This window comes from Caballeronia arationis, from assembly GCF_001544975.2.
Lineage (GTDB): Bacteria > Pseudomonadota > Gammaproteobacteria > Burkholderiales > Burkholderiaceae > Caballeronia > Caballeronia arationis.
This window is the reverse complement of record NZ_FCOG02000047.1, coordinates 21,150-42,073: the sequence shown is the minus strand read 5'-3', so window position 1 is coordinate 42,073 and position 20,924 is coordinate 21,150. Positions and strand designations below refer to the sequence as shown.

The window sequence follows — 20,924 nt, the reverse complement described above, 5'->3', positions numbered from 1 at the left end:
CCGTCAGGACTGCTGGTTCATCCAGTCCTTCCAGCCTTCGTGGCCGAGCCGCCGCAGCGTGTCCATGTTGCGTTCATAGATGTCGGCGGCATCGGGAAAGGCCTCGACCGCGCGCTCGATGCTCGCTTCGCGCAGCACATGGAAGATCGGAAACGGCGCACGGTTTGTATAGTTTTCAATGTCGTCGGGGCCGGTACCTTCGAATCGATAAGCTGGATGAAAGCTTGCGATCTGCACGACCCCTGTCAATCCCATTTGCTCCAGCAAGCGGTCTGCAAAAAAAAGTGCGTCGTTGTACTCGATGAAATCGGCCAGCGCGTGGGGCACGATCAGAAGGGTCGTATCGATGCGTTGCGGGTCGCTTTCTTCGAGCATGCGCAGTTCGTTCGACAGGTCGACAACTGCGTCCTCCAGCGTGCGCGCCTCGCTCACGACATAGCGGATCTGGTCCTTCACGTGCACGCTCTTCGCGAACGGGCACAGGTTCAGGCCGATCACGGCGCGTGTCAGCCAGTGCTGCGTGGCCGCGACGACGTCGTCGCGGGTACTGCGTTCGATCATGGCGATTCCTTGCGATGGGTCTGGCATGCGGCGTCGACGACGAGCGCCGCGATGCGCGGTGCCGCGAGCATCGGTCCGCTGCCGGGGCCATAAGTCTGGCTCGTCGCGTAGACGCCGTCCACCAGGAGTGCGAGCGAATCGGCGAGTTCGACGGCGTTCGCTGCTCCCGCCGCCGTCGCGATTTCGACGAGCCGGCACATCAGATACTGCTTGTTGCGCGTGACGGCCTGACGCGCCGGATGCGCCGGGTCGGAAAATTCGCACGCCACGTTCACGAACGGACAGCCGCGATAATCCGGCGCCGACGCGCGCCTGATCAGATCTTCGATAGCCTGCACCAGTTGCTTCGCCGGTTCGTCCGGATGTTTCGCGAAGCTCGCCTCGATGCGCCGCCGGAACCGTTCGTCCATCCGGTTCAGATACGCGACGACCAATTCCTCTTTCGACGAGAATTGCCGGTACAGGCTCATCTTGTTGACGCCCGCGCGCTCGACCACCGCGTCCACGCCGATCGCGCGGATGCCTTCGCGGTAAAAGAGGTCCTGCGCGGCGTCGAGCAGTTGCTCCTGCGCGGTGGCGCCGTCCGTGCGGGTGGCCTTTCCGGCGGCACGCTTTCCTGCTTCAACCGATGCGCGTGTCAAAGTCATCTCCTCGAATGACGACAGGATACTTGACATGTTACCGATCGGTAACTAAGCTCGCAACACTATTGTGACCGGTGGGTAACGACAAATTGCCGCACGGTACGACATCGATCAGAAAACTGGAGCAGCGATGAATTGGGTAGCGAGGCGGTTCGAGGGCCGAGTGCATTACGGGTGGGTGGTGGTCGGCGTGGTGTTTTTCGTGCTGCTCGCCGCGGCGGGCACGCGCGCGACGCCGAGTGTGATGATGCTGCCGCTCGAACATCAGTTCGGCTGGAGCCGCGGCACGATCTCCCTCGCCATCTCGATCAATCTGGCGTTATACGGCCTTGCCGGGCCGTTCGCGGCGGCAGCCATGCAGCGGTTCGGCGTGCGTCCGACGCTCCTCGTCGCGCTCGCCACGCTGGCGGCGGGCGTCGGATTGTCGTCGATGATGACTTCGCCCTGGCAGATGGTCGCGATCTGGGGCGTGCTGGTCGGCGGGGCGACAGGCGTCGCGGCTCTGACGCTCTCGGCGACGATCGTGAACCGCTGGTTCACGACTCATCGAGGCCTCGCGATGGGCGTCCTCACGGCGAGCTCGGCCACCGGCCAGCTCGTCTTCCTGCCGGTTCTGGCGGCCATTTCGGAGCGCTTCGGCTGGCGGCCGGTCGTGTTGATCGTGGCTGGCGCGGCGCTTCTCGTCATCCCGCTCGTCGCGTGGCTGCTGCCCGAGCGGCCCGCGAGTCTCGCGCTTCGTCCGATCGGCGAAACGGCCGAGCAGCCGCCGGCATCGACAGCGCCGCCTAAAAATCCGATCAAGGTCGCGTTCAGCACGCTCGGCTCCGCCAGCAAGACGCGCGATTTCTGGCTGCTGTTTTTCAGCTTCTTCATCTGCGGCGCAAGCACGAATGGTTATGTCGGCACCCACTTGATCGCGATGTGCGCCGACTACGGCATGACGCAGGTGCAAGGCGCGTCGCTGCTCGCGGCGATGGGCATCTTCGACCTGTTCGGCACGACGCTCTCGGGCTGGCTTTCCGACCGTTTCAACGCGCGTTATCTGCTCTTCTGGTACTACGGGCTGCGCGGACTGTCGCTGATCTACCTGCCGTATGCGTTCGGCATCGACTTCTTCGGCCTGCCGCTCTTTGCCGTCTTTTACGGCCTCGACTGGATTGCGACCGTGCCGCCGACCGTGCGCCTCGCCACCGACGTGTACGGCAAGGAATCGGCGCCGATCGTGTTCGGCTGGGTGGTCGCGGGGCATCAGCTGGGCGCGGCATTCGCGGCGCTCGGCGGCGGCATGCTGCGTTCGAGCCTCGGCACCTACACCGTCGCGACGATGATCTCCGGCGGCCTTTGCCTGATCGCGTCGTTTCTCGTGCTGCGCATCAACCGGCCGGCAAGGCGCGTGGGCGTTGCGGCGACCTGAAGGTAAACCGGGCTGCGCGGGGACATCCGGCGCGCGGCGGCATCCTTGGTTATCCTTGTTCTTCGCGGCGCTGGTCGAAGCCGGCCGGCGCCGCAGCCATCACGTCAAACGAACAGGGATTCATCCATGACCGCAAAGAAAGCTCCGACCGAAGTCGACATCCACGAATTGATCGCCGGCCGCTGGAGCCCGCGCGCGTATTCCGACCAGCCGGTGACGCGCGAACAGTTGCATCAGGTGCTGGAGGCCGCACGCTGGGCGCCGTCGTCGAGCAACCTGCAGCCGTGGCGCTTCGTCACGTTCGACCGCAATCGCGACGAAGCCGCGTTCAAACGGGCATTCGACACCCTCGTGCCCTTCAATCAGGGCTGGAACGCCAACGTGCCGGTGCTGATCTGCGTCGCGGCCCAGACGGTCACGGCGAAGGGCGACGTGAACCGCAGCGCGCTCTACGACACGGGCGCGGCCGCGATGGCGCTCGTCCTGCAGGCGCACGCGCTCGGGCTTGCTGCGCACCAGATGGGCGGCTTCGACGGCCCCGCGTTCCGCGAGAAGTTCGCGGTGCCGGAGGACGTTCAGGTGATCGCGATGATCTCGATCGGCCACTACGGCGACGCCAGCACGCTCGACGACAAGCTGCGCGAACGCGAAGCGGCGCCGCGCTCGCGCGTTCCGTTGGCCGACATCGCGTTCGACGGCGCGTGGGGCAAGGCATTCTGACCAAGGACGCGATGCGCTAATCGTCGGCCACTGACGAAAGCGGCCGCGCCACGTCCTCCAGCGACTTGCGCTCGGCCGCGACACCCCAGATCCCCGCGACGACCGCCGCCGCGATCATCAGCGCCGAGCCGATCAGATAGCCGGCGAAGACCGCGCTGCGCTCGTGCGTATCGATGAGATACCCGAACAGCGTCGGTCCGATGATGCCGCCGAGCGCCGTGCCGAACGCGTAGAACACGGCAATCGCGAGCGCGCGTATTTCGAGCGGGAAAGTCTCGCTGACGGTGAGATACGCCGAACTCGCCGCCGACGACGCGAAGAAAAAGATCACCATCCACGAGACGGTTTGCGTCGTCACGGTCAGCATGCCGTGCGAGAACATATAGCCGGAGATCGTGAGCAGCACGCCCGAGATCGCGTAGGTGAAGGCGATCATGCGGCGCCGGCCGAGCACGTCGAACAGCTTGCCGAGCATGATCGGTCCGAGGAAATTGCCCGCCGCGAAGGGCAGCACGTACCAGCCGATATGATCGCCCGGCACGCCGTAGAAATCGGTCAGCACGAGTGCGTAGGTGAAGAAGATCGCGTTGTAGAAGAACGCCTGGGCCGTCATCAGCGTGAGGCCGACGAGCGAACGCTGCAGATGCGCGCGAAACAGCGTATCGACGACTTCGCTCAGTTTCGTGTGCTCGCGCGCGTGCAGTCGCAGCAGTCTGACCGGCGTGTCGGGCAAACTCACGCCGTGTTCGCGAAAACGCGCCTCGATCCCTTCGACGATTTCTTTCGCCTCCTCCGCGCGATTGTGCGTGATCAGCCAGCGCGGACTCTCGGGCACCCACATGCGCATCAGCAGAATCCCGAGCCCGAGCACCGCTCCGATCAGAAAGCATGCGCGCCAGCCCCAGTCGGGCGGCAGCAGGGCCGGATCGAGCAAGACAAGCGATCCCGCCGCGCCAATGCCCGCGCCAATCCAGAACGTGCCGTTGATCGCAAGATCGGTCCAGCCGCGCACGCGAGCGGGTGTGAATTCCTGGATCGTCGAATTGATCGCCGTGTATTCGCCGCCGATACCCGCGCCCGTCAGGAAGCGAAACAGCACGAAAGTGGCGAGATTCCACGAGAACGCGGTGGCCGCCGTCGCCGCGACGTAGAGAAAAAGCGTGATGAAGAAGAGCTTGCGCCGCCCGAGGCGGTCAGTCAGCCAGCCGAAGCCGAGCGCGCCCAGCACCGCGCCCGCGATATACGCACTGCCCGCAATACCGACGTCCGCGTTCGAGAACTGCAGCACGTGGCTCGTCTTGAGCGCGCTCGCGACCGCGCCCGCCAGCGTCACTTCGAGCCCATCGAGCAGCCACGTGATGCCTAGCGCGAGTACGATCAGCGTGTGGAAGCGGCCCCACGGCAGCCGGTCGAGCCGCGCCGGCAAGTCGGTCTCGATGATCGACGTCGGCTCTCCCTTGACGATGTCGGTTCGGGTCGGCTCGCGGTGGATCGAATCATGCTCCGTTGGAATCTGCGTCATTGCGTGGATGTCGCCGTCTCGATGTTGTAGGAAGAAAGTCGCCGGCATCACTGCCGCGCGAGCACAAATTACCGGCCATTCGAGCAAGTTCTGTTCCGCCGGCGCGGATTTATGCGCATCGGTTGATGGCTTCCCCGGATCGTGATAAAAACGCGCTCCACTTTTTGTTTGCGACGACGGCTTTTGCCGCGCCGCTACGTCCATGACCTATTGCGCGATCGATTTCGGCACGTCGAATTCCGCCGTCGCACTGCCCGCTGGCGAATCGATCCGGCTGGCGCCGGTCGAAGGCGAGGCGCTGACGCTGCCCACCGCTGTCTTCTTCAACACCGACGAGGATAACCAGTCCTACGGGCGCGCGGCGCTCGAGGCGTACATCGACGGCTTCGACGGCCGCCTGATGCGCTCGATGAAGAGCATCCTCGGTTCTCCGCTGGCCGACCAGAGCACGGATCTCGGCGACGGCTCGGCCATCAAGTACACCGACGTCATCACGCTCTTCCTGCAGCACCTGAAGCAGAAGGCGCAAGTGCTCGCCGCAGAGCCTCTGGCGCGCGCGGTGCTGGGCCGCCCGGTCTTCTTCGTCGACGACGACCCGCGCGCGGACCACCTGGCGCAAAAGCAGCTCGAAGCGTGCGCGCACGCGGTCGGACTGCGCGAGATCCACTTCCAGTACGAGCCTATCGCCGCCGCTTTCGACTATGAAGCGCGGCTCACGCGCGAGGAACTCGTGCTGGTGGCGGACATCGGCGGCGGTACGTCGGACTTTTCGCTCGTGCGCGTCGGACCCGAGCGCGCGAAGCTGCTGGACCGCAAGAGCGACGTGCTCGCGCATTACGGCGTGCACGTCGCGGGCACGGACTTCGACCGGCGTGTCGAACTCTCGACCATCCTGCGCGAGCTCGGCTACCAGTCGCTCGATCCGGAGGGGCGCGAAGTGCCGAATCGCGTGTATTTCGACCTCGCGACGTGGCATCTGATCAACACCGTGTACGGGCCGAAGCGCGTCGGCGAATTGCAGCTGATGCGCCATCTCTACACGGAGCCGCGTCACCATCAGCGGCTGATGCGTGTCGTGGACCGGCGGCTCGGCCACGCGCTCACCGCGCACGCCGAAGAGGCGAAGATCGACGTCGCGGCGGGTGGCGTGACCGAAATCGACATGGAAGAGGTGGAAGAAGCGCTGCGCATCGCCTTCGACGAACCGCAACTGATCGAAGCGGGCCGGGACGAGATGCGCAGGATCGTCGAGGCGGCGCAGGAGACGGTTCGTCGCGCTGGCATCGATGCTGGCGGCGTCGGCGCCGTTTATTTCACGGGCGGCTCGACCGGGCTGAAGTTTTTGTCCGATTCGCTCGCGGCAGCGTTCCCGGATGCACAGCCGGTTTTCGGCGACCGGCTCGCCAGCGTGGCGACGGGACTCGGCATTTATGCGCAACGCGTTTTTGCCTGAGGATTAATTTGGCGCACACGAATTAATCCGCGCCACAAAATAAAAAACCCCGCCGAGGCGGGGTTTTTCTTACGCAATCTGGGCGAATCCAGCAGGCTTAGGCCGGCTTGATGTTCGCAGCTTGCTTGCCCTTCGGGCCAGTCTTCACTTCGAAGGTAACCTTTTGGTTTTCCTGAAGCGTCTTGAAGCCTTCCACGCGGATTTCCGAGAAATGCGCGAACAGATCTTCGCCGCCGCCGTCCGGCGTGATGAATCCAAAGCCCTTTGCGTCATTGAACCACTTGACGGTACCGGTTTCCATGTTACTTGTTCCTGAAGAAGTTGAATAAGGCCGAAGCCCGGGTGTGCATGAAAATCAAGGAAGGGGCAATGGGACCAACCGGAGTACCGTGATGGCGAACTACGAAAGACCAATTCACTCGCCACTTGAAATCCTGCAAGAAGCTTTATACGGCGAAACAATCGGAAGGTCAATAAATCCGACCGCAACGAAGGGGCTTTTTTGAGATTGTGCGGGAGCCGGCTTACGAAACTTGCATTTTCGGTCAACTTTGTATCCACTCACGCATTTTTTTTGCGGTTTCAGTGGGTTTCTCCTCTGCATTGTGCAGGTGCAACCGTTAAACTACGCGACTTTTGACGGGTTGCACCAGTCGCCGGATTTCTTTCGGATGCCCGGCTGGTGAGGCTTTCAGCCGGGTAACGAAACCCGGCGAAAGCTTTACGAGATGAGGAGAATCAAGTGACGAGTTCTATTCAACGGAACATTGGCCCGATCGCGCGCTGCTGCTGACCGGGCTCGGTTCCATCATCGGCTCGGGCTGGCTTTTCGGCGCCTGGCGTGCCGCCGGCAGCGATCGTCGCGTGGGTGATCGGCGCCGTGGTCATTCTGGCGATTGCGCTGACCTACGCCGAGCTTGGCGCGATGTTTCCCGAATCCGGCGGATGGTGCGCTATGCGCGCTATTCACACGGCGCACTCGTCGGATTCATCAGCGCGTGGGCGAACTGGATCGCGATTGTCTCGGTGATTCCGATCGAAGCCGAAGCGTCCATTCAATATAGAGCACGTGGCCCTATGAATGGGCTCATTCGCTCTTCGTGAACGGATCGCTGACGACGCTCGGGCTGATCCTGTCGGCGCTGCTCGTCATCGTGTATTTCCTGCTGAACTACTGGGGCGTCAGGGTCTTCGCTCGCGCCAATTCGGCGATTACCGTCTTCAAGTTCCTCATTCCCGGCGCGAAGATCGCAGGTCTCATGTTCTCCGGCTTCCATTCGGAGAATTTCGGCACGGCGTCGACGTTCGCGCCCTTCGGATGGTCGTCGGTGCTGACGGCGGTCGCGACGAGCGGCATCGTATTCAGTTTCAACGGCTTTCAGAGCCCCGTGAATCTGGCAGGCGAGGCGCGCAATCCGACCAGAAGCGTGCCGTTTGCGATCATTGGCTCGATCCTGCTCGCGCTCGTGATCTATGTGCTGCTGCAGGTGGCATATATCGGCGCGGTGTCGCCGGCCGGCGTGGCGCAGGGCTGGCACCATTTCAATTTCGCGTCGCCGTTCGCCGAGCTCGCGCTCGCGCTGAACCTCAACTGGCTCGCGATCCTGCTCTACATCGACGCGTTCGTCAGCCCGAGCGGCACCGGCACGACCTACATGGCGACCACCACGCGTATGATCTATGCGATGCAGCGCAACAACACGATGCCTAAAGTCTTCGGCATCGTGCATCCGTTCTACGGCGTGCCGCGCCCGGCGATGTGGTTCAACCTCGGCGTTGCCTTCGTGTTCCTGTTCTTTTTCCGCGGCTGGAGTTCGCTCGCGGCAGTGATTTCGGTCGCGACGGTGATTTCCTACCTGACTGGTCCGGTGAGCCTGATGGCGCTGCGCCGTTGCGCAACGGACCTCGACCGGCCGCTGAAGATCCCCGGCATGAGCCTGATCGCGCCGTTCGCGTTCGTGTGCGCGTCGCTCGTGCTGTATTGGGCCAAGTGGCCGCTGACGGGCGAAATCATTCTCCTGATGGTCGTCGCGTTGCCGGTGTATTTCTACTTTCAGGGCAAGATCGGTTTCGACGGCTGGGGCCATGGCCTGAAGGCGGCGTGGTGGTTGATCGCATATCTGCCGACGATGGCGGCGATCTCGCTGATCGGCAGCAAGGAGTTCGGCGGACGCGGACTGCTGCCCTATGGCTGGGACATGGCGGCGGTCGCGGTGCTCGCGCTGGTCTTTTACTACTGGGGCGTGCACACGGGCTATCGCAGCGACTATCTCGGCGAACGCGAAAGCCGCGACGACATTCTTCACGAAGTCGGCGCTTGAAGCATCGAGCGCGCCTTAAAGAAGAAACCCGCCTGAGCGGGTTTCTTTCGTTTACGCGGCTCTGCGAGGCCGGTTCAAGCGTCGCCGAACACGTAATTCGTCATCGCGAGCGTCTTCTGGAACGTGCCGAGCGACTGGATACCGAGGGAGAAATCGTCGCTTGCCGCGCCGAGCGCGCTGAAAACGGGCAGCAGATGCTCGTCCGTCGGATGCATGAGCACCGCGTGCGGCGCGCGACGCCGGTAATCGAGGAGCGCGTCGATGTCGCGTTCCGCTAGACGTGCCTCGAACCAGTCGGTGAATTCGGTCACGCGCGGGTCCGCGTCCTCCGGGCGCGCGCCGAAGTCGGCCGCGCGCAGGTTATGCGTGATCTGTCCCGATCCGACGATCATCACGCCCTCGTCGCGCAATGCACGCAGCGCCCGGCCGACGCGATAGTGATGCGCGGCGTCGAGGCGCGGCTGGATCGACAACTGCGCGACGGGCACGTCGGCTTCCGGGAACATCAGAAGGAGCGGCACCCAGGCGCCGTGGTCGAGTCCGTGGTCCGCAGTCGCGGCGGGAACGCCGTTCGCGTTGAGCAGCTCGGCCGCGCGCGCGCCCAGTTCAGGCGCGCCCGGCGCCGGATAGCGCAGTTCGTACAGCGCGGGCGGAAAGCCGTAAAAGTCATGGATGGTCTCGGGGCGAGTTGCGATGCTCGCCAACGGCTGCATCGTGCCCCAATGCGCCGACAGCATCAAAATCGCGCGCGGGCGCGGCAGTCTGTCGGCGAGCGTAGCGAACTCGGCGGACGGCATCGATGGATCGATCGGCAGCGTCGGTGCGCCGTGGGAGATGAAAACGCTAGGAAGTCGGGCCATTGCAGCAAACCTCAAAAGGGATTGCTATCAATATAGGCTTTGCTTGAGAGTAGATAAACGGCGGCAGCGGCAACGAATTGTGTCGCCGCTGTTATCAATCCGTCTCGCCACGCATGCCGCGCCACGCAGCGGAAAGCGGCGCCCGCAGCGCGAACATGTCGATGACCCGCTCCACGGTGTGATCGACCATTTCGTCGATCGATTGCGGCCGATGATAGAACGCTGGCAGCGGCGGGAAAATGACGCCGCCCATTTCCGTGACCGCGGTCATGTTGCGCAAATGCGCGAGGTTGAACGGCGTTTCGCGCACGAGCAGCACCAGTCGCCGACGCTCCTTAAGGACGACGTCGGCGGCGCGGGTGATGAGATTGTCCGACAGGCCGTGCGCGATGCTGGCGAGCGTCTTCATCGAGCACGGCGCGACGATCATTCCGTCGGTCGAGAACGAGCCCGACGCGATACTCGCCCCGACGTCGCGAACGCTGTGCACGACATCGGCGAGCGCGTGGACTTCGGCTTTGTCGAGTTGCAGTTCGTGCTGGATGTTGAGCCAGCCGGCCGTCGAAACGAGCAGGTGCGTTTCAACCGAACCGAGACGCCGGAGCGTCTCGAGCGTACGAATGCCGTAGATGGCGCCCGTTGCCCCGGTAATGGCGACGATCAGGCGTCGCGGCACGGCAGCGGGCGCGTTCACTGGGGAGCGAGACTCAGGCGGCGGCGAACAGTTGCTGCAATTCGCCCGACTGATACATCTCCATCATGATGTCCGAGCCGCCGATGAACTCGCCGTTCACGTAGAGCTGCGGAATGGTCGGCCAGTTCGAGAATTCCTTGATGCCCTGGCGGATGCCTTCGTCATCGAGCACGTTGACGGTCGTGATGTTGTCGACGCCACATGCTTTTAGCACCTGAATCGCGCGGCCGGAGAAGCCGCACATCGGAAACTGCGCCGTGCCTTTCATGAAAAGGACGACCGGGTTTTGATCGACGATCTGCTTGATGCGTTCTTGCGTTTCCATGGCGTTCCTGCGGGACGTTTTGTACTGAGGGTTTATCGTGCGAATCTGCGGAATTAGATTGAAATGATAGCGGATTTCGTTCACACGGGTTGAGACGGCCGACCCTGCTTCAGGCCGTAAAAATCCCGCCGCTGATGCGCTCGATGCCGGCGATGTCGGTTTTCGAATGCACGCCGGTGAAGCCGCGTGCGGTCAGCAGCGCGCGGACTTCGGCCGCCTGGTCGTAGCCGTGTTCGAGCCAGAGCGCGCCGTTCGGCACGAGAAGAAACGGCGCGGCCTGAACGATCGCGCGGATCGCAGAGAGGCCGTCGGCTTCGTCGGTGAGCGCACCGCGCGGCTCGAAACGCAGGTCGCCCTGATGGAGATGCGGATCGTCGTCGGCGATATAGGGCGGGTTGCTGACGATCGCGTGAAAGCGCAGCGACGGATCGAGCGCCTCTGTCCAGTCGCTTTGCGTGAACGTGAGCGTGCCGCCCGCGCGCGCTGCATCGAGCAGCTTCACCGCGTTGCGCTCCGCAACGCCCAGCGCCGCTTCCGACCGGTCCACCGCCCGCACGTGCGCATCGTCGCGCGCGGACGCAATCGCGATGGCAATCGCGCCGCTGCCCGTGCCGAGATCGAGCACGCGCGGCGCGGCGATGGCCTCGATTGCCGCCAGCGCGGTTTCGACCAGTAATTCAGTTTCGGGACGCGGGATCAACACGTCCGGCGTCACCTCGAATTCGAGCCCGAAAAACTCGCGCACCCCCACGAGTTGCGCGATCGGCTCGCCGTCAGCCCGGCGCGCTTCGAGCGCCCGGTAGCGCTCGACCGCGGCGGAATCGAGCGGTTCGGAATCGCGCGTGATGAGCTCCGTGCGCCGCCAGCCGAGCACGTGCGTGAGCAACACGCGCGTTTCCAGTGACGGCAGCGGCGAGCCGCGCAGCAATTCGGCGACTGTCGTCACTCGGCGTCACCCAGCGCCGCGAGCAATTCCGCCTGATGTTCGCTCACGAGCGCGCCGATCAGTTCGTCGAGATCGCCGTCCATGATCGCGTCGAGCTTGTAGAGCGTCAGGTTGATCCGGTGATCGGTCATCCGCCCCTGCGGGAAGTTGTAGGTGCGAATCCGCTCCGAGCGGTCGCCCGAGCCGATCAGGCTCTTGCGCGTCGCGGCTTCCTTCGCGTGCTGCTCGTGAGCCTGTTTGTCCATGATTCGCGCGGCGAGCACCTTCAGCGCGCGATCCTTGTTCTTGTGCTGCGAGCGGTCGTCCTGACATTCGACGACGATCCCCGTCGGCAGGTGTGTCACGCGCACGGCCGAATCGGTCTTGTTGATGTGCTGGCCGCCCGCTCCGGACGCGCGGAACGTGTCGATGCGCAGGTCGGCCGGATTGATCACGACTTCGCTGATTTCATCGGCTTCCGGCATGACCGCGACCGTGCACGCCGACGTGTGGATGCGCCCTTGCGTTTCGGTCGCCGGCACGCGCTGCACGCGGTGTCCGCCCGATTCGAACTTGAGCCGCGAATACGCGCCCTGGCCCGCGATCCGCACGATCACTTCCTTGTAGCCGCCGAGATCGGATTCGCTTTCCGACATCGTCTCGACCGACCAGCGGTTGCGCTCCGCATAGCGCAGATACATGCGCAGCAGGTCGCCCGCGAACAGCGCGGACTCGTCGCCGCCCGTGCCCGCGCGGATTTCGATGAAGATGTTGCGCTCGTCGTTCGGGTCTTTCGGCAGCAGCATCGTCTGCAGATCGCTTTCGATTTGCGTCATCCGCGAACGCGCTTCGCCGATTTCATCTTCAGCGAAATCGCGCATCGACGGATCGGCGAGCAGTTCATGCGCGGTCGCTTCGTCGCTGAGCGCCTGACGCCAGAGCCCGTATTGCTCGACAATCGGACCGATCTCCGCGTGCTCGCGCGTGAGCTTGCGATACTGATCCATGTCGGACGTCGCGTCCTCGTGGCTCAACAGACCATTGAGATCGGCCAGCCGTCTTGCGAGCTGGTCGAGCTTGCTTTGCATGCTCGTTTTCATCGGGCGGGAGTGGAGCGGGGCTCCGCTGAAATGATGCTGGAAAGGAAGCGTCCGCGCGTGAGAGCCACGGAGCAACAGGAAAATGCAGGGAAAAGGGCGCTAAAGGCCGGAGTTGCCCGAAGAACCGGAGCCGGATGGATCGGGAAGCGTGCCGCCGTGCTTGTAGAAGCCGCCCATCAGGTCGATGAGTTGGTCGCGGTCTTCGCGGCTCGCGCGGTTCAGCGCGTGCGTCGGGCCGTGAATCAGCTTGTTGGTAAGCGACTGCGACAGCGCTTCGAGCACCGCCGCGGGATCGTCGCCGCGCGCGAGCATCTTGCGCGCGCGTTCGACTTCGGCGCGGCGAAGCGAGTCGGCTTGCGTGTGCATGTGGCGGATCACCGGCACGATGCTGCGCGCGTCGAGCCACTGCATGAAATTCTGCACGCGTGTTTCGATGATCGCCTCGGCCTGCGCGACCGCAGCCTGACGCGACGCGTTGCCTTCGCGAACGATCGCGCCGAGATCGTCGACGGTGTAAAGGAACACGTCGTTCAGCTGACCGACTTCGGGTTCGATATCACGCGGAACGGCCAGATCGACCATGAAAATCGGGCGATGGCGGCGGGCGCGGACGGCGCGCTCGACCGCGCCCAGGCCGATGATCGGCAGCGTCGACGCCGTGCAAGACACGATGATGTCGAACTCGTGCATCCGCGCGGGCAGGTCGGCGAGGGGAATCGCACGGCCGTTATAGCGGCCCGCGAGCTTTTCGCCGCGCTCGGCGGTGCGGTTCGCGACCACCAGTTCACGCGGATTCTGCGCGGCGAAGTGCGTCGCGCAAAGTTCGATCATCTCTCCCGCGCCGATGAACAGCACGCGCTGGCTGGAAATGTTCTCGAAGATGCGCTGTGCGAGTCGCACGGCGGCCGCGGCCATCGAAACCGATTGCGCCCCGATTTCGGTGGTCGTGCGCACTTCCTTTGCGACCGCGAAAGTTCGCTGGAACAACTGGTTCAGATACGTGCCGAGCGCGCCGGCTTCCGACGCGGTGCGCACGGCGTCCTTCATCTGGCCGACGATCTGCGTTTCGCCGAGCACCATCGAATCGAGGCCCGACGCCACGCGAAACGCGTGCCGCACGGCTTCCGACTGCGGCAGCGCGTAGACGTGCGGCGCGAGTTCGGAAACGGGAAGATTGTGATATTTCGACAGCCAGTGAACCGCCGCGTCGCGGGCGGCCTGGTCGTTGGTGGCGCAGTACAGCTCCGTGCGGTTGCACGTCGAGAGGATGGCCGCCTCGGGCGATCCCTTCGCGCGCGGTCCCAGCCAGATCTCCTTCAGGGCGCCGAGCGCCGGTTTGATCTGTTCGAGCGGAAACGCCACGCGTTCGCGCAGGGCGACTGGCGCAGTGTGGTGATTGATTCCGATCGTGAGGAGCTGCATGTATTGGGCCTAATCTGATGGCCTTGGAGATAGCCCAATATTATAGCGTTTCCCGGATTTGTTCATTTATAGGTGTCATAAGCCCTGGCGCAGGACGCGCCGACAGCTCCGGCGCCAGCAAGTTGGCGGGCTCGACGCGATCCAGCTGGTAGCCGTAGGCGTAGAGCGGCGTCAGCCGGTATCTGTGTTCCGGGCGCAGCTTCAGCTTCGCGCGCAGGCGGCAGGCGTGGGTGTCGAGCGTGCGCGACTGAATGTCGCTGCCGCGTGTCCAGACGATCTCCAGGATATGGCCGCGTGAGATCGGCCGGCCGAGGTTCGAAAACAGCAGATGCGCGAACCGGTATTCCTTCGGCGTGAGCATCGCGCGCTCGCCGCCGAAACACACGCTCAGTTCCGACACGTTGAAGAGATAGCCGCCGAAACGCTCCGGTGTGCTCGGCCGCACGGTATTGCGGCGCGTGACTGCGTCGATGCGAGCGGCCAGTTCGGCGCACCGCACCGGTTTCGCGACGCAATCGTCAGCGCCGGCGCGCAGGCAATCGACGATATCCGCCTCGCCCGGCTTCGCCGCCATCAGGATGACCGGGAGGTGCGCCACGAAAGCGCGCACCCGCGCGATGATCTCGGCGCCGCTCATGTCGCGCGTGGCGACCGCCGAAATCAGCAGATCATACGTTTCGCGTTTGAGCCGCGTCAGGAATACGAGCGGGCTGTGGAAGAAACGGCAAAAGTGGCCGTCGGCCGACAAAGCCGCACCGATCAGGTCGGCGTGCTGTTCGTCCGGGTCGATAATGGCGATTCGCATGGATTGGACGCCGCGCGCAGGGCCGAGTGACCGGGAGCCGGAACGCGCGAGAGGCCGCGAGCTTGCCATCACCAACCTGGCCCCCTTAAACTCATCCGCTGCGCCCGAGCGCGTTGCTACCTATAGTTGACGAGACCGAAAATGCTAGTAGAACGACCATTGGCAACCCATACGGTTTCTCTGAATTCGGCCGGAACGCCACGCTGATGGGCTGGATCGGCACGGTTTTCCTGGGCGCGGTGATCGGTCTCGCGGGCTGGTGGCTGCATCCGCTGCGGCGCGCCGGGCGCGGCCGGTCGACGGCGGGGCGCGTATGGACGGCGCTCGGCGCGGGCATCCTCGCGGCGGTCGTCGCGCGCATGCTGGGGAATGTCGTCGGCGCCTATCATGACGGCGATACACTCGAATGGCTCGCGTGTTCTCTCTTTGCGCTCGTCGTCGTGACCGTGACGATTGGTCTTGCCGCGCGGCGCTGAACTCTTAATCTCGATGCGCGTCACGAGCGGCGCGTCGGCATCCCGGACCGTCCATCGGCGGCCCATTCAAGCTTTCACGCTTTTAAAGCATCAGGCAGGTGACTCCATGAACGATCGATTCGATTCCCCCGACGCAGCGACTATCTCCCAGCGCATCGAACTGCTGCGCGGCGCGATGGCGCGCGAAAACCTCGCCGCGGTGCTGATTCCGTCGGCGGACCCGCATTTGTCCGAGTACCTGCCCGAGCGCTGGCAGGGGCGGCAGTGGCTTTCGGGCTTTACGGGCTCGGTCGGCACGCTCGTCGTGACGGCGGATTTCGCGGGCGTGTGGGTCGACAGCCGCTACTGGACGCAGGCCGAAGCGCAGCTCGCCGGCACCGGCATCCAGCTGATGAAGATGATGGGCGGACAGCAGACCGCCCCGCACGTCGACTGGCTCGCGCAGAACGTGCCGTCGGGCGCGACGGTGGCGGTCGATGGCACCGTGCTCGGCGTCGCGGCGGCGCGCGCGCTCAGCGAGGCGCTGACCGCGCGCGGCATCGTGCTGCGCACCGACCTCGATCTGCTCGATGCCGTATGGCCCGCGCGGCCGGGCCTGCCCGATGGCGGCGTGTATGAGCACGTCGCGCCGCACGCGAGCGTCGCGCGCCCGGAGAAGCTGGCCGAAGTGCGTCGCGCGATGCGGGACAAGGGCGCGCAGTGGCACTTCGTCTCGACGCTCGACGATCTCGCCTGGCTCTTCAACCTGCGCGGCGCCGACGTCAGCTACAACCCGGTGTTCGTCGCGCACGCGCTGATCGGTCTCGACGATGCCGTGCTTTACGTCGCCGATGGCAAGGTGCCCGCCGCGCTCGCCGAATCGCTTGCGCGCGAGAACGTGCGCGTCGAGCCGTATGCGCGCGTGGCGGATGCGCTCGCCGCGCTCCCCGCTGGCTCCACGCTTCTGATCGACCCGCGCCGCATCACGTTCGGCTTGCTGGAAAAGGTGCCGTCGACCGTGAAAACCGTAGAGTCGGTGAATCCGTCGACGTTCGCGAAGTCGCGCAAAACGGCCGCGGAGGCCGCGCACATCCGCGCGACGATGGAGCAGGACGGCGCCGCGCTCGCCGAATTCTTCGCGTGGTTCGAAGACGCGCTAGGCCGCGAACGCATCACGGAACTGACCATCGACGAGAAGCTGACGGCTGCGCGCGCGCGTCGTCCCGGTTTCGTGACGCTGAGTTTCGCGACGATCGCCGGCTTCAATGCGAACGGCGCGATGCCGCATTACCGAGCGACCGAGGCGTCGCATTCGGTGATCGAAGGCAACGGGCTTCTCCTGATCGACTCGGGCGGCCAGTACCTGAGCGGCACGACCGACATCACGCGCGTCGTGCCCATCGGCACGGTCAGCGCGGAGCACAAGCGCGATTTCACCATCGTTCTGAAGGGCACGATGGCGCTTTCACGCGCGAAGTTCCCGCGCGGCATCCGCTCGCCGATGCTCGATTCGATCGCGCGCGCGCCGATCTGGGAAGCGGGCGCCGACTATGGGCACGGCACAGGGCACGGCGTCGGCTACTTCCTGAACGTGCACGAGGGCCCGCAGGTCATCTCGCACTACGCGCCCGCCGAGCCGTGGACCGCGATGGAAGAAGGCATGATCACGTCGATCGAACCGGGCATCTATCGGCCGGGCAAGTGGGGCATCCGCATCGAAAACCTGGTGCTGAACCAGCCCGCCGGGAAGACCGAATTCGGCGATTTCCTGGAATTCGAAACCCTCACGCTGTGCCCGATCGACACGCGCTGCATCGACTTGTCACTCCTGCGCGACGACGAACGCGCGTGGCTCAACGCGTATCACGCGACGGTACGCGAACGCGTGTCGCCGCATGTTTCCGGCGCCGCGAAGGCGTGGCTCGAAACCCGCACCCAGCCGGTCTGAACCAGGAGCTCTGACGCATGGCGATCAAGGCAGTGGTGTTCGACTTCGGCGGCGTGCTGATCGACTGGAAACGCGAGTATGTGTACAGCCGCCTGATTCCCGACGAAACCGAGCGGCGCTGGTTTCTCGACCACGTCTGCAAGATGGAGTGGGTGGTGCAGCAGGACGGCGGTCAGACGATCGCCGAGGGCACCGCCGAACTGATCGCGAAGTATCCGGAGCACGAGGCGCTGATCCGCGCGTTCTACGAGCGCTGGCCCGAGATGCTGGGCGGCGTGCTGGCGGACGGCGTCGCGCTGGTCGATGCGCTCGACGCGGTGCACGTCCCGCTGTTCGGACTGACGAACTGGTCGGCAGAGACGTTTCCGTACGCGTGGGAGAACTATCCCGTGCTGCGGCGGTTTCGCGAGGTGGTCGTTTCGGGGCGCGTGGGCGTCGTGAAACCCGATCCGGCGATCTTCGCGCTGATGCGCGCCGAAATCGAGTGGCATCTTCCAGATGTCGAGCCGCACGAACTCGTTTTTATCGACGACAACCTTCACAACGCCGAAGCCGCGACCGCGCTCGGCTGGCACGGCGTGCATCACACGACCGCCGCGCAGACTGGGGCGAAATTGCGTGAGCTGGGACTGCCGGTCTAGGGCGCGGTTTTAGCTATTTCGGCTCGAACAGGTTTTTCAGCGCGTTGCCGATGCCCTTTACCGTTTCGCCGGCGCCTTTCGCCACACCTTCCGCGCTCACGCCGAGCGCCTTCGCGAAGCCGGCCGCGAGCTTCTTCGACAGGCTCTCGTTGAGCGAAAACTTGGGGTCGCGCAGATTGCCGTCGAGCACGAAGTCGAGCTTGATCTGCTCGCGCCGGTCTTTCAGCGCGGCGATCGCGGCCTTGGTTGGAATCGACATGAAAGTGTCGAGCGGATTGCCGCCTTCGCTCAGTTGCAAATGGTTCAGCACCAACGTTCCCGGCGCGTGGATGCGGTAGTCCTTCACGGTGGCGTCGAGCGTGAGATCGATCGTGCCGCCCGTCACCGTCGATTTCGCGCCGGCCTTCTTCAGCAGGTAGGGATCGAGCGTCGCGATGTCGACGCTGCGCAGCGTCGAGCGCGTCTGCGAGTCCTTCGTCGCGATCACCATCCATCCATTGAAACTCACCGCGCCCGTGTGCGACGGGCCCTTGATCGAACCGGTCATCGCGAGCGTCGTGCGGTCCGTGAGAGCAGGAAGATGAATGTGATCGATACTGGCGCGCGCGTCGCTAATCAAGACGCGGTACGGTGGCATCTGCACCGATCCATCGAAGAACTCCATCGATCCGCGTTCGAACGAGACGTGATCGATCAGCTTTTCTTCGTTCGCGTGTCTGGTCGCTTTGTCGTTCTTTTTCGCGTCGGCCGTGCTCGCCGTTTGCCTCAGGTCCGGCAGCAGGCGCACGCGCCCGTCGGCGGCGCGATAGATCGAAAGATAGTAGTTGTCGACGCTCACATTGCGCAGATGCACGCGGTTGTTCAGCACGTCGCGCATATCGAGATCGAGCACGATGCGCTCGGCGCGCATCGCGTCGGGTGTGGGCCAGTCCGACGGGCCGCGCAGGCGCACGCGCGAGAGCGTGATGTGTGAGAGGCCGACGTCGATTTCTTCCACCGAGCCGAGCGGACCGAGCGTCTCGATGATGCGCTCTTTCATCGCGTGGACGACGAAGAACCATCCGCCCACCGCGACGACCGCGAACGCGACGAGAATGCCGGCCACCCAGATTCCCGCCCGCCGCGCCTTCGATCCCGCCATCACGCATGTCTCCAATGTGTAGACGAGAGTTGGCACTTCAGTGCCTTGCTCTCGTCCCATGCAACATGGTTGCTTGCGTCGCGAGACGCGACGCCTGCGCTAGACGGTCGCGATTTTCGTGCCTGTTGTCGGTGCGCACGCGCGCATTGGGCGTGCGCTTTTGCTCAGACAAAACAACGGGTTAGCGCGTGATCGGCTTGTAGCGCAGACGCTTCGGCTTGGCCGCCTCTTCGCCCAGGCGATTGCGCTTCTCGGCCTCGTATTCCTGATAGTTGCCGTCGAAGAACGTCACTTGCGAGTCGCCTTCGAACGCGATGATGTGCGTCGCGATACGGTCGAGGAACCAGCGATCGTGCGAGATCACCATCACCGAGCCTGCGAATTCGAGCAGCGCGTCTTCGAGCGCGCGCAGCGTTTCGACGTCGAGATCGTTCGACGGCTCGTCGAGGAGCAGGACGTTGCCGCCCGCGATCAGCGTCTTCGCGAGATGCAGCCGTCCGCGCTCGCCGCCCGACAGGTTGCCGACGTTTTTCTGCTGGTCGCCGCCCTTGAAGTTGAAGCGGCCGATATACGCACGCGACGGCGTTTCGTACTTGCCGACCGTCAGGACGTCGGCGCCGCCGGAGATTTCCTCGAACACGGTCTTGGTGCCGTCGAGCGCGTCGCGGCTCTGGTCGACGTACGCGAGGTTGACGGTCGGGCCCTTCACGATTTCGCCCGAATCCGGTTGTTCGCGGTCGGTCAGCATGCGGAAGAGCGTGGATTTACCCGCGCCGTTCGGCCCGATGATCCCGACGATCGCGCCCGCCGGGATCTTCATGCTCAGGTTGTCGATCAGGAGGCGATCGCCGTATGCCTTGCTGACGTTCTTGAATTCGATGACCTCGTTGCCGAGCCGGTCGCCGACCGGGATGAAGATTTCCTGCGTTTCGTTGCGCTTCTGGTATTCCTGGCTGTTGAGTTCCTCGAAACGCGCGATACGCGCCTTCGATTTCGCCTGACGGCCCTTCGGGTTCTGGCGCACCCATTCCAGTTCCTTCTTGAGCGCCTTCTGACGCGCCGATTCCGTCGCTTCTTCCTGCTTCAGCCGGTCCTGTTTCTGGTCGAGCCAACTGCTGTAGTTGCCCTTCCACGGAATGCCGTGGCCGCGGTCGAGTTCGAGAATCCATTCGGCGGCGTTATCGAGGAAGTAGCGATCGTGCGTCACCGCCACGACCGTGCCCGGATAGCGCGTGAGGAACTGTTCGAGCCAGTCGACGGATTCGGCGTCGAGGTGGTTGGTCGGTTCGTCGAGGAGCAGCATGTCGGGCTTTTGCAGAAGCAGCTTGCACAGCGCGACACGGCGCTTCTCGCCGCCCGACAGGTGCTCGATCTTCGCGTCCCAGGCGGGCAGGCGCAGCGCGTCGGCGGCGACTTCGAGCTGCTGTTCGGGCGAACCGCCGTCGCTCGTCGCGAGGATCGCTTCGTACTTGGCCTGCTCGGCGGCGAGGGCGTCGAAGTCGGCGTCGGGTTCGGCGTAGGCGGCGTAGATTTCGTCGAGCTTCTTCTGCGCGCTGAAGACATCGCCGAGGCCTTCCTCGACGGCTTCGCGCACGGTCTTCTGCGGATCGAGCTGCGGCTCCTGCGGCAGGTAGCCGATGTTGAGATTGGGCATCGGCGTGGCTTCGCCTTCGATGTCCTTATCGACGCCGGCCATGATGCGGATCAGCGTCGATTTGCCCGAGCCGTTCAGGCCGAGCAGACCGATCTTCGCGCCCGGGAAGAACGAGAGGGAGATGTCTTTCAGGATCTGGCGTTTCGGCGACACGATCTTGCCGACGCGGTTCATGGTGAAGACGTATTGGGCCATGGGTTTCGTGTGAAGTTGGTTGCCTGGACATGCACGAGCTTCGCCGGGAAGGCGGGCGATCGGGTTCGTGCAGATGCGATGTTCGATTGTGTTGCGTCAGGCGCCGATGGCAGTGGGCGCCGCA

General features: G+C 64.1%; 19 protein-coding genes and 1 pseudogene. 7 read left to right on the top strand and 13 right to left on the bottom strand.

Annotated features, from left to right (window positions below):
• Positions 1 to 3 precede the first annotated feature (3 nt).
• Together AWB81_RS24490 and AWB81_RS24485 are read right to left on the bottom strand one after the other, a co-directional pair.
• Positions 4 to 561: a DUF1415 domain-containing protein gene (locus tag AWB81_RS24490; RefSeq protein WP_062639135.1), complete on the bottom strand. Its 558-nt coding sequence runs from the start codon at positions 559 to 561 to the stop codon at positions 4 to 6.
• The gene (locus AWB81_RS24485) at positions 558 to 1,238 is read right to left on the bottom strand and encodes a TetR/AcrR family transcriptional regulator (protein WP_235025894.1); all 681 of its coding nucleotides are present in this window, start codon (positions 1,236 to 1,238) and stop codon (positions 558 to 560) included. Before AWB81_RS24485 ends, AWB81_RS24490 begins: the two co-directional genes overlap by 4 nt.
• Before the next feature lie 97 nt (positions 1,239 to 1,335).
• Between AWB81_RS24485 and AWB81_RS24480 the strand changes: the two genes are divergently transcribed.
• Together AWB81_RS24480 and AWB81_RS24475 are read left to right on the top strand one after the other, a co-directional pair.
• Positions 1,336 to 2,619, top strand: coding sequence for an MFS transporter (locus AWB81_RS24480; protein ID WP_062639133.1), 1,284 nt, complete (start codon positions 1,336 to 1,338; stop codon positions 2,617 to 2,619).
• A 126-nt stretch (positions 2,620 to 2,745) separates the two neighbouring features.
• The gene (locus AWB81_RS24475; protein WP_062639132.1) at positions 2,746 to 3,339 is read left to right on the top strand and encodes a nitroreductase family protein; all 594 of its coding nucleotides are present in this window, start codon (positions 2,746 to 2,748) and stop codon (positions 3,337 to 3,339) included.
• 16 nt (positions 3,340 to 3,355) lie between these two features.
• Here AWB81_RS24475 and AWB81_RS24470 read toward each other — a convergent pair whose 3' ends face one another.
• Positions 3,356 to 4,861 (bottom strand): MFS transporter, encoded by a 1,506-nt coding sequence (locus AWB81_RS24470; protein WP_235025893.1) that lies wholly within the window; start codon positions 4,859 to 4,861, stop codon positions 3,356 to 3,358.
• Positions 4,862 to 5,063: 202 nt separating this feature from the next.
• Here AWB81_RS24470 and AWB81_RS24465 point away from each other — a divergent pair, with 202 nt between their 5' ends.
• A complete protein-coding gene (locus AWB81_RS24465) occupies positions 5,064 to 6,314 on the top strand; it encodes an Hsp70 family protein (RefSeq protein ID WP_062639131.1) in 1,251 nt (416 codons plus the stop codon).
• Between the two features lie 97 nt (positions 6,315 to 6,411).
• On the opposite strand, the gene AWB81_RS24460 is transcribed toward AWB81_RS24465, so the two are convergent.
• On the bottom strand, positions 6,412 to 6,615 hold the full coding sequence (locus AWB81_RS24460) for a cold-shock protein (RefSeq protein WP_035936159.1): 204 nt from the start codon (positions 6,613 to 6,615) through the stop codon (positions 6,412 to 6,414).
• A gap of 441 nt (positions 6,616 to 7,056) precedes the next feature.
• Between AWB81_RS24460 and AWB81_RS24455 the strand changes: the two are divergent.
• Positions 7,057 to 8,635, top strand: a pseudogene (locus tag AWB81_RS24455) (APC family permease).
• Positions 8,636 to 8,709: 74 nt separating this feature from the next.
• Here the strand turns inward: AWB81_RS24455 and AWB81_RS24450 are convergent.
• The 7 genes from AWB81_RS24450 to AWB81_RS24420 all read right to left on the bottom strand — a co-directional run bounded on the left by AWB81_RS24450 (position 8,710) and on the right by AWB81_RS24420 (position 14,766).
• On the bottom strand, positions 8,710 to 9,495 hold the full coding sequence (locus AWB81_RS24450; RefSeq protein ID WP_062639130.1) for a DODA-type extradiol aromatic ring-opening family dioxygenase: 786 nt from the start codon (positions 9,493 to 9,495) through the stop codon (positions 8,710 to 8,712).
• Positions 9,496 to 9,589: 94 nt separating this feature from the next.
• The gene (locus AWB81_RS24445) at positions 9,590 to 10,189 is read right to left on the bottom strand and encodes a UbiX family flavin prenyltransferase (RefSeq protein ID WP_062639129.1); all 600 of its coding nucleotides are present in this window, start codon (positions 10,187 to 10,189) and stop codon (positions 9,590 to 9,592) included.
• Positions 10,190 to 10,202: 13 nt separating this feature from the next.
• Positions 10,203 to 10,514, bottom strand: coding sequence for a Grx4 family monothiol glutaredoxin (gene grxD, locus AWB81_RS24440; RefSeq protein ID WP_062639128.1), 312 nt, complete (start codon positions 10,512 to 10,514; stop codon positions 10,203 to 10,205).
• Between the two features lie 109 nt (positions 10,515 to 10,623).
• The gene (gene prmC, locus AWB81_RS24435) at positions 10,624 to 11,460 is read right to left on the bottom strand and encodes a peptide chain release factor N(5)-glutamine methyltransferase (RefSeq protein ID WP_062639127.1); all 837 of its coding nucleotides are present in this window, start codon (positions 11,458 to 11,460) and stop codon (positions 10,624 to 10,626) included.
• Complete coding sequence (gene prfA / locus AWB81_RS24430; RefSeq protein WP_062639126.1) at positions 11,457 to 12,539, bottom strand: peptide chain release factor 1; 1,083 nt, start codon at positions 12,537 to 12,539, stop codon at positions 11,457 to 11,459. The genes prmC and prfA overlap by 4 nt, the downstream gene beginning before the upstream one ends.
• A gap of 99 nt (positions 12,540 to 12,638) precedes the next feature.
• Positions 12,639 to 13,961: a glutamyl-tRNA reductase gene (gene hemA, locus AWB81_RS24425; RefSeq protein ID WP_062639125.1), complete on the bottom strand. Its 1,323-nt coding sequence runs from the start codon at positions 13,959 to 13,961 to the stop codon at positions 12,639 to 12,641.
• A 40-nt stretch (positions 13,962 to 14,001) separates the two neighbouring features.
• Entirely contained in the window at positions 14,002 to 14,766 is a 765-nt protein-coding gene (locus tag AWB81_RS24420) for a response regulator transcription factor (protein ID WP_087135171.1), read from the bottom strand.
• 206 nt (positions 14,767 to 14,972) lie between these two features.
• Here AWB81_RS24420 and AWB81_RS24415 point away from each other — a divergent pair, with 206 nt between their 5' ends.
• The 3 genes from AWB81_RS24415 (at position 14,973) to AWB81_RS24405 (ending at position 17,810) form a co-directional block, all read left to right on the top strand.
• Positions 14,973 to 15,242, top strand: a complete 270-nt coding sequence (locus AWB81_RS24415) for a hypothetical protein (protein ID WP_062639124.1) — start codon at positions 14,973 to 14,975, stop codon at positions 15,240 to 15,242.
• Positions 15,243 to 15,348: 106 nt separating this feature from the next.
• Complete coding sequence (locus AWB81_RS24410) at positions 15,349 to 17,169, top strand: aminopeptidase P family protein (RefSeq protein ID WP_062639123.1); 1,821 nt, start codon at positions 15,349 to 15,351, stop codon at positions 17,167 to 17,169.
• Positions 17,170 to 17,186: 17 nt separating this feature from the next.
• Positions 17,187 to 17,810 (top strand): HAD family hydrolase, encoded by a 624-nt coding sequence (locus AWB81_RS24405; RefSeq protein WP_062639122.1) that lies wholly within the window; start codon positions 17,187 to 17,189, stop codon positions 17,808 to 17,810.
• A gap of 13 nt (positions 17,811 to 17,823) precedes the next feature.
• Here AWB81_RS24405 and AWB81_RS24400 read toward each other — a convergent pair whose 3' ends face one another.
• Positions 17,824 to 18,951, bottom strand: coding sequence for a DUF748 domain-containing protein (locus AWB81_RS24400; RefSeq protein ID WP_062639121.1), 1,128 nt, complete (start codon positions 18,949 to 18,951; stop codon positions 17,824 to 17,826).
• Between the two features lie 181 nt (positions 18,952 to 19,132).
• Positions 19,133 to 20,800: an energy-dependent translational throttle protein EttA gene (gene ettA, locus AWB81_RS24395; protein WP_062639120.1), complete on the bottom strand. Its 1,668-nt coding sequence runs from the start codon at positions 20,798 to 20,800 to the stop codon at positions 19,133 to 19,135.
• Positions 20,801 to 20,924: the final 124 nt, after the last annotated feature.

Coding starts and splice junctions, on each gene's coding strand:
- AWB81_RS24485 (WP_235025894.1), bottom strand. CDS start 1,238: ATGTCAAGTATCCTGTCGTCATTCGAGGAGATGACTTTGACACGCGCA.
- AWB81_RS24480 (WP_062639133.1), top strand. CDS start 1,336: ATGAATTGGGTAGCGAGGCGGTTCGAGGGCCGAGTGCATTACGGGTGG.
- AWB81_RS24460 (WP_035936159.1), bottom strand. CDS start 6,615: ATGGAAACCGGTACCGTCAAGTGGTTCAATGACGCAAAGGGCTTTGGA.
- ettA (WP_062639120.1), bottom strand. CDS start 20,800: ATGGCCCAATACGTCTTCACCATGAACCGCGTCGGCAAGATCGTGTCG.
- AWB81_RS24415 (WP_062639124.1), top strand. CDS start 14,973: ATGGGCTGGATCGGCACGGTTTTCCTGGGCGCGGTGATCGGTCTCGCG.
- AWB81_RS24465 (WP_062639131.1), top strand. CDS start 5,064: ATGACCTATTGCGCGATCGATTTCGGCACGTCGAATTCCGCCGTCGCA.
- AWB81_RS24490 (WP_062639135.1), bottom strand. CDS start 561: ATGATCGAACGCAGTACCCGCGACGACGTCGTCGCGGCCACGCAGCAC.
- AWB81_RS24405 (WP_062639122.1), top strand. CDS start 17,187: ATGGCGATCAAGGCAGTGGTGTTCGACTTCGGCGGCGTGCTGATCGAC.
- AWB81_RS24475 (WP_062639132.1), top strand. CDS start 2,746: ATGACCGCAAAGAAAGCTCCGACCGAAGTCGACATCCACGAATTGATC.
- AWB81_RS24400 (WP_062639121.1), bottom strand. CDS start 18,951: ATGGCGGGATCGAAGGCGCGGCGGGCGGGAATCTGGGTGGCCGGCATT.
- AWB81_RS24450 (WP_062639130.1), bottom strand. CDS start 9,495: ATGGCCCGACTTCCTAGCGTTTTCATCTCCCACGGCGCACCGACGCTG.
- hemA (WP_062639125.1), bottom strand. CDS start 13,961: ATGCAGCTCCTCACGATCGGAATCAATCACCACACTGCGCCAGTCGCC.
- AWB81_RS24420 (WP_087135171.1), bottom strand. CDS start 14,766: ATGCGAATCGCCATTATCGACCCGGACGAACAGCACGCCGACCTGATC.
- prfA (WP_062639126.1), bottom strand. CDS start 12,539: ATGAAAACGAGCATGCAAAGCAAGCTCGACCAGCTCGCAAGACGGCTG.
- AWB81_RS24410 (WP_062639123.1), top strand. CDS start 15,349: ATGAACGATCGATTCGATTCCCCCGACGCAGCGACTATCTCCCAGCGC.
- AWB81_RS24470 (WP_235025893.1), bottom strand. CDS start 4,861: ATGACGCAGATTCCAACGGAGCATGATTCGATCCACCGCGAGCCGACC.
- grxD (WP_062639128.1), bottom strand. CDS start 10,514: ATGGAAACGCAAGAACGCATCAAGCAGATCGTCGATCAAAACCCGGTC.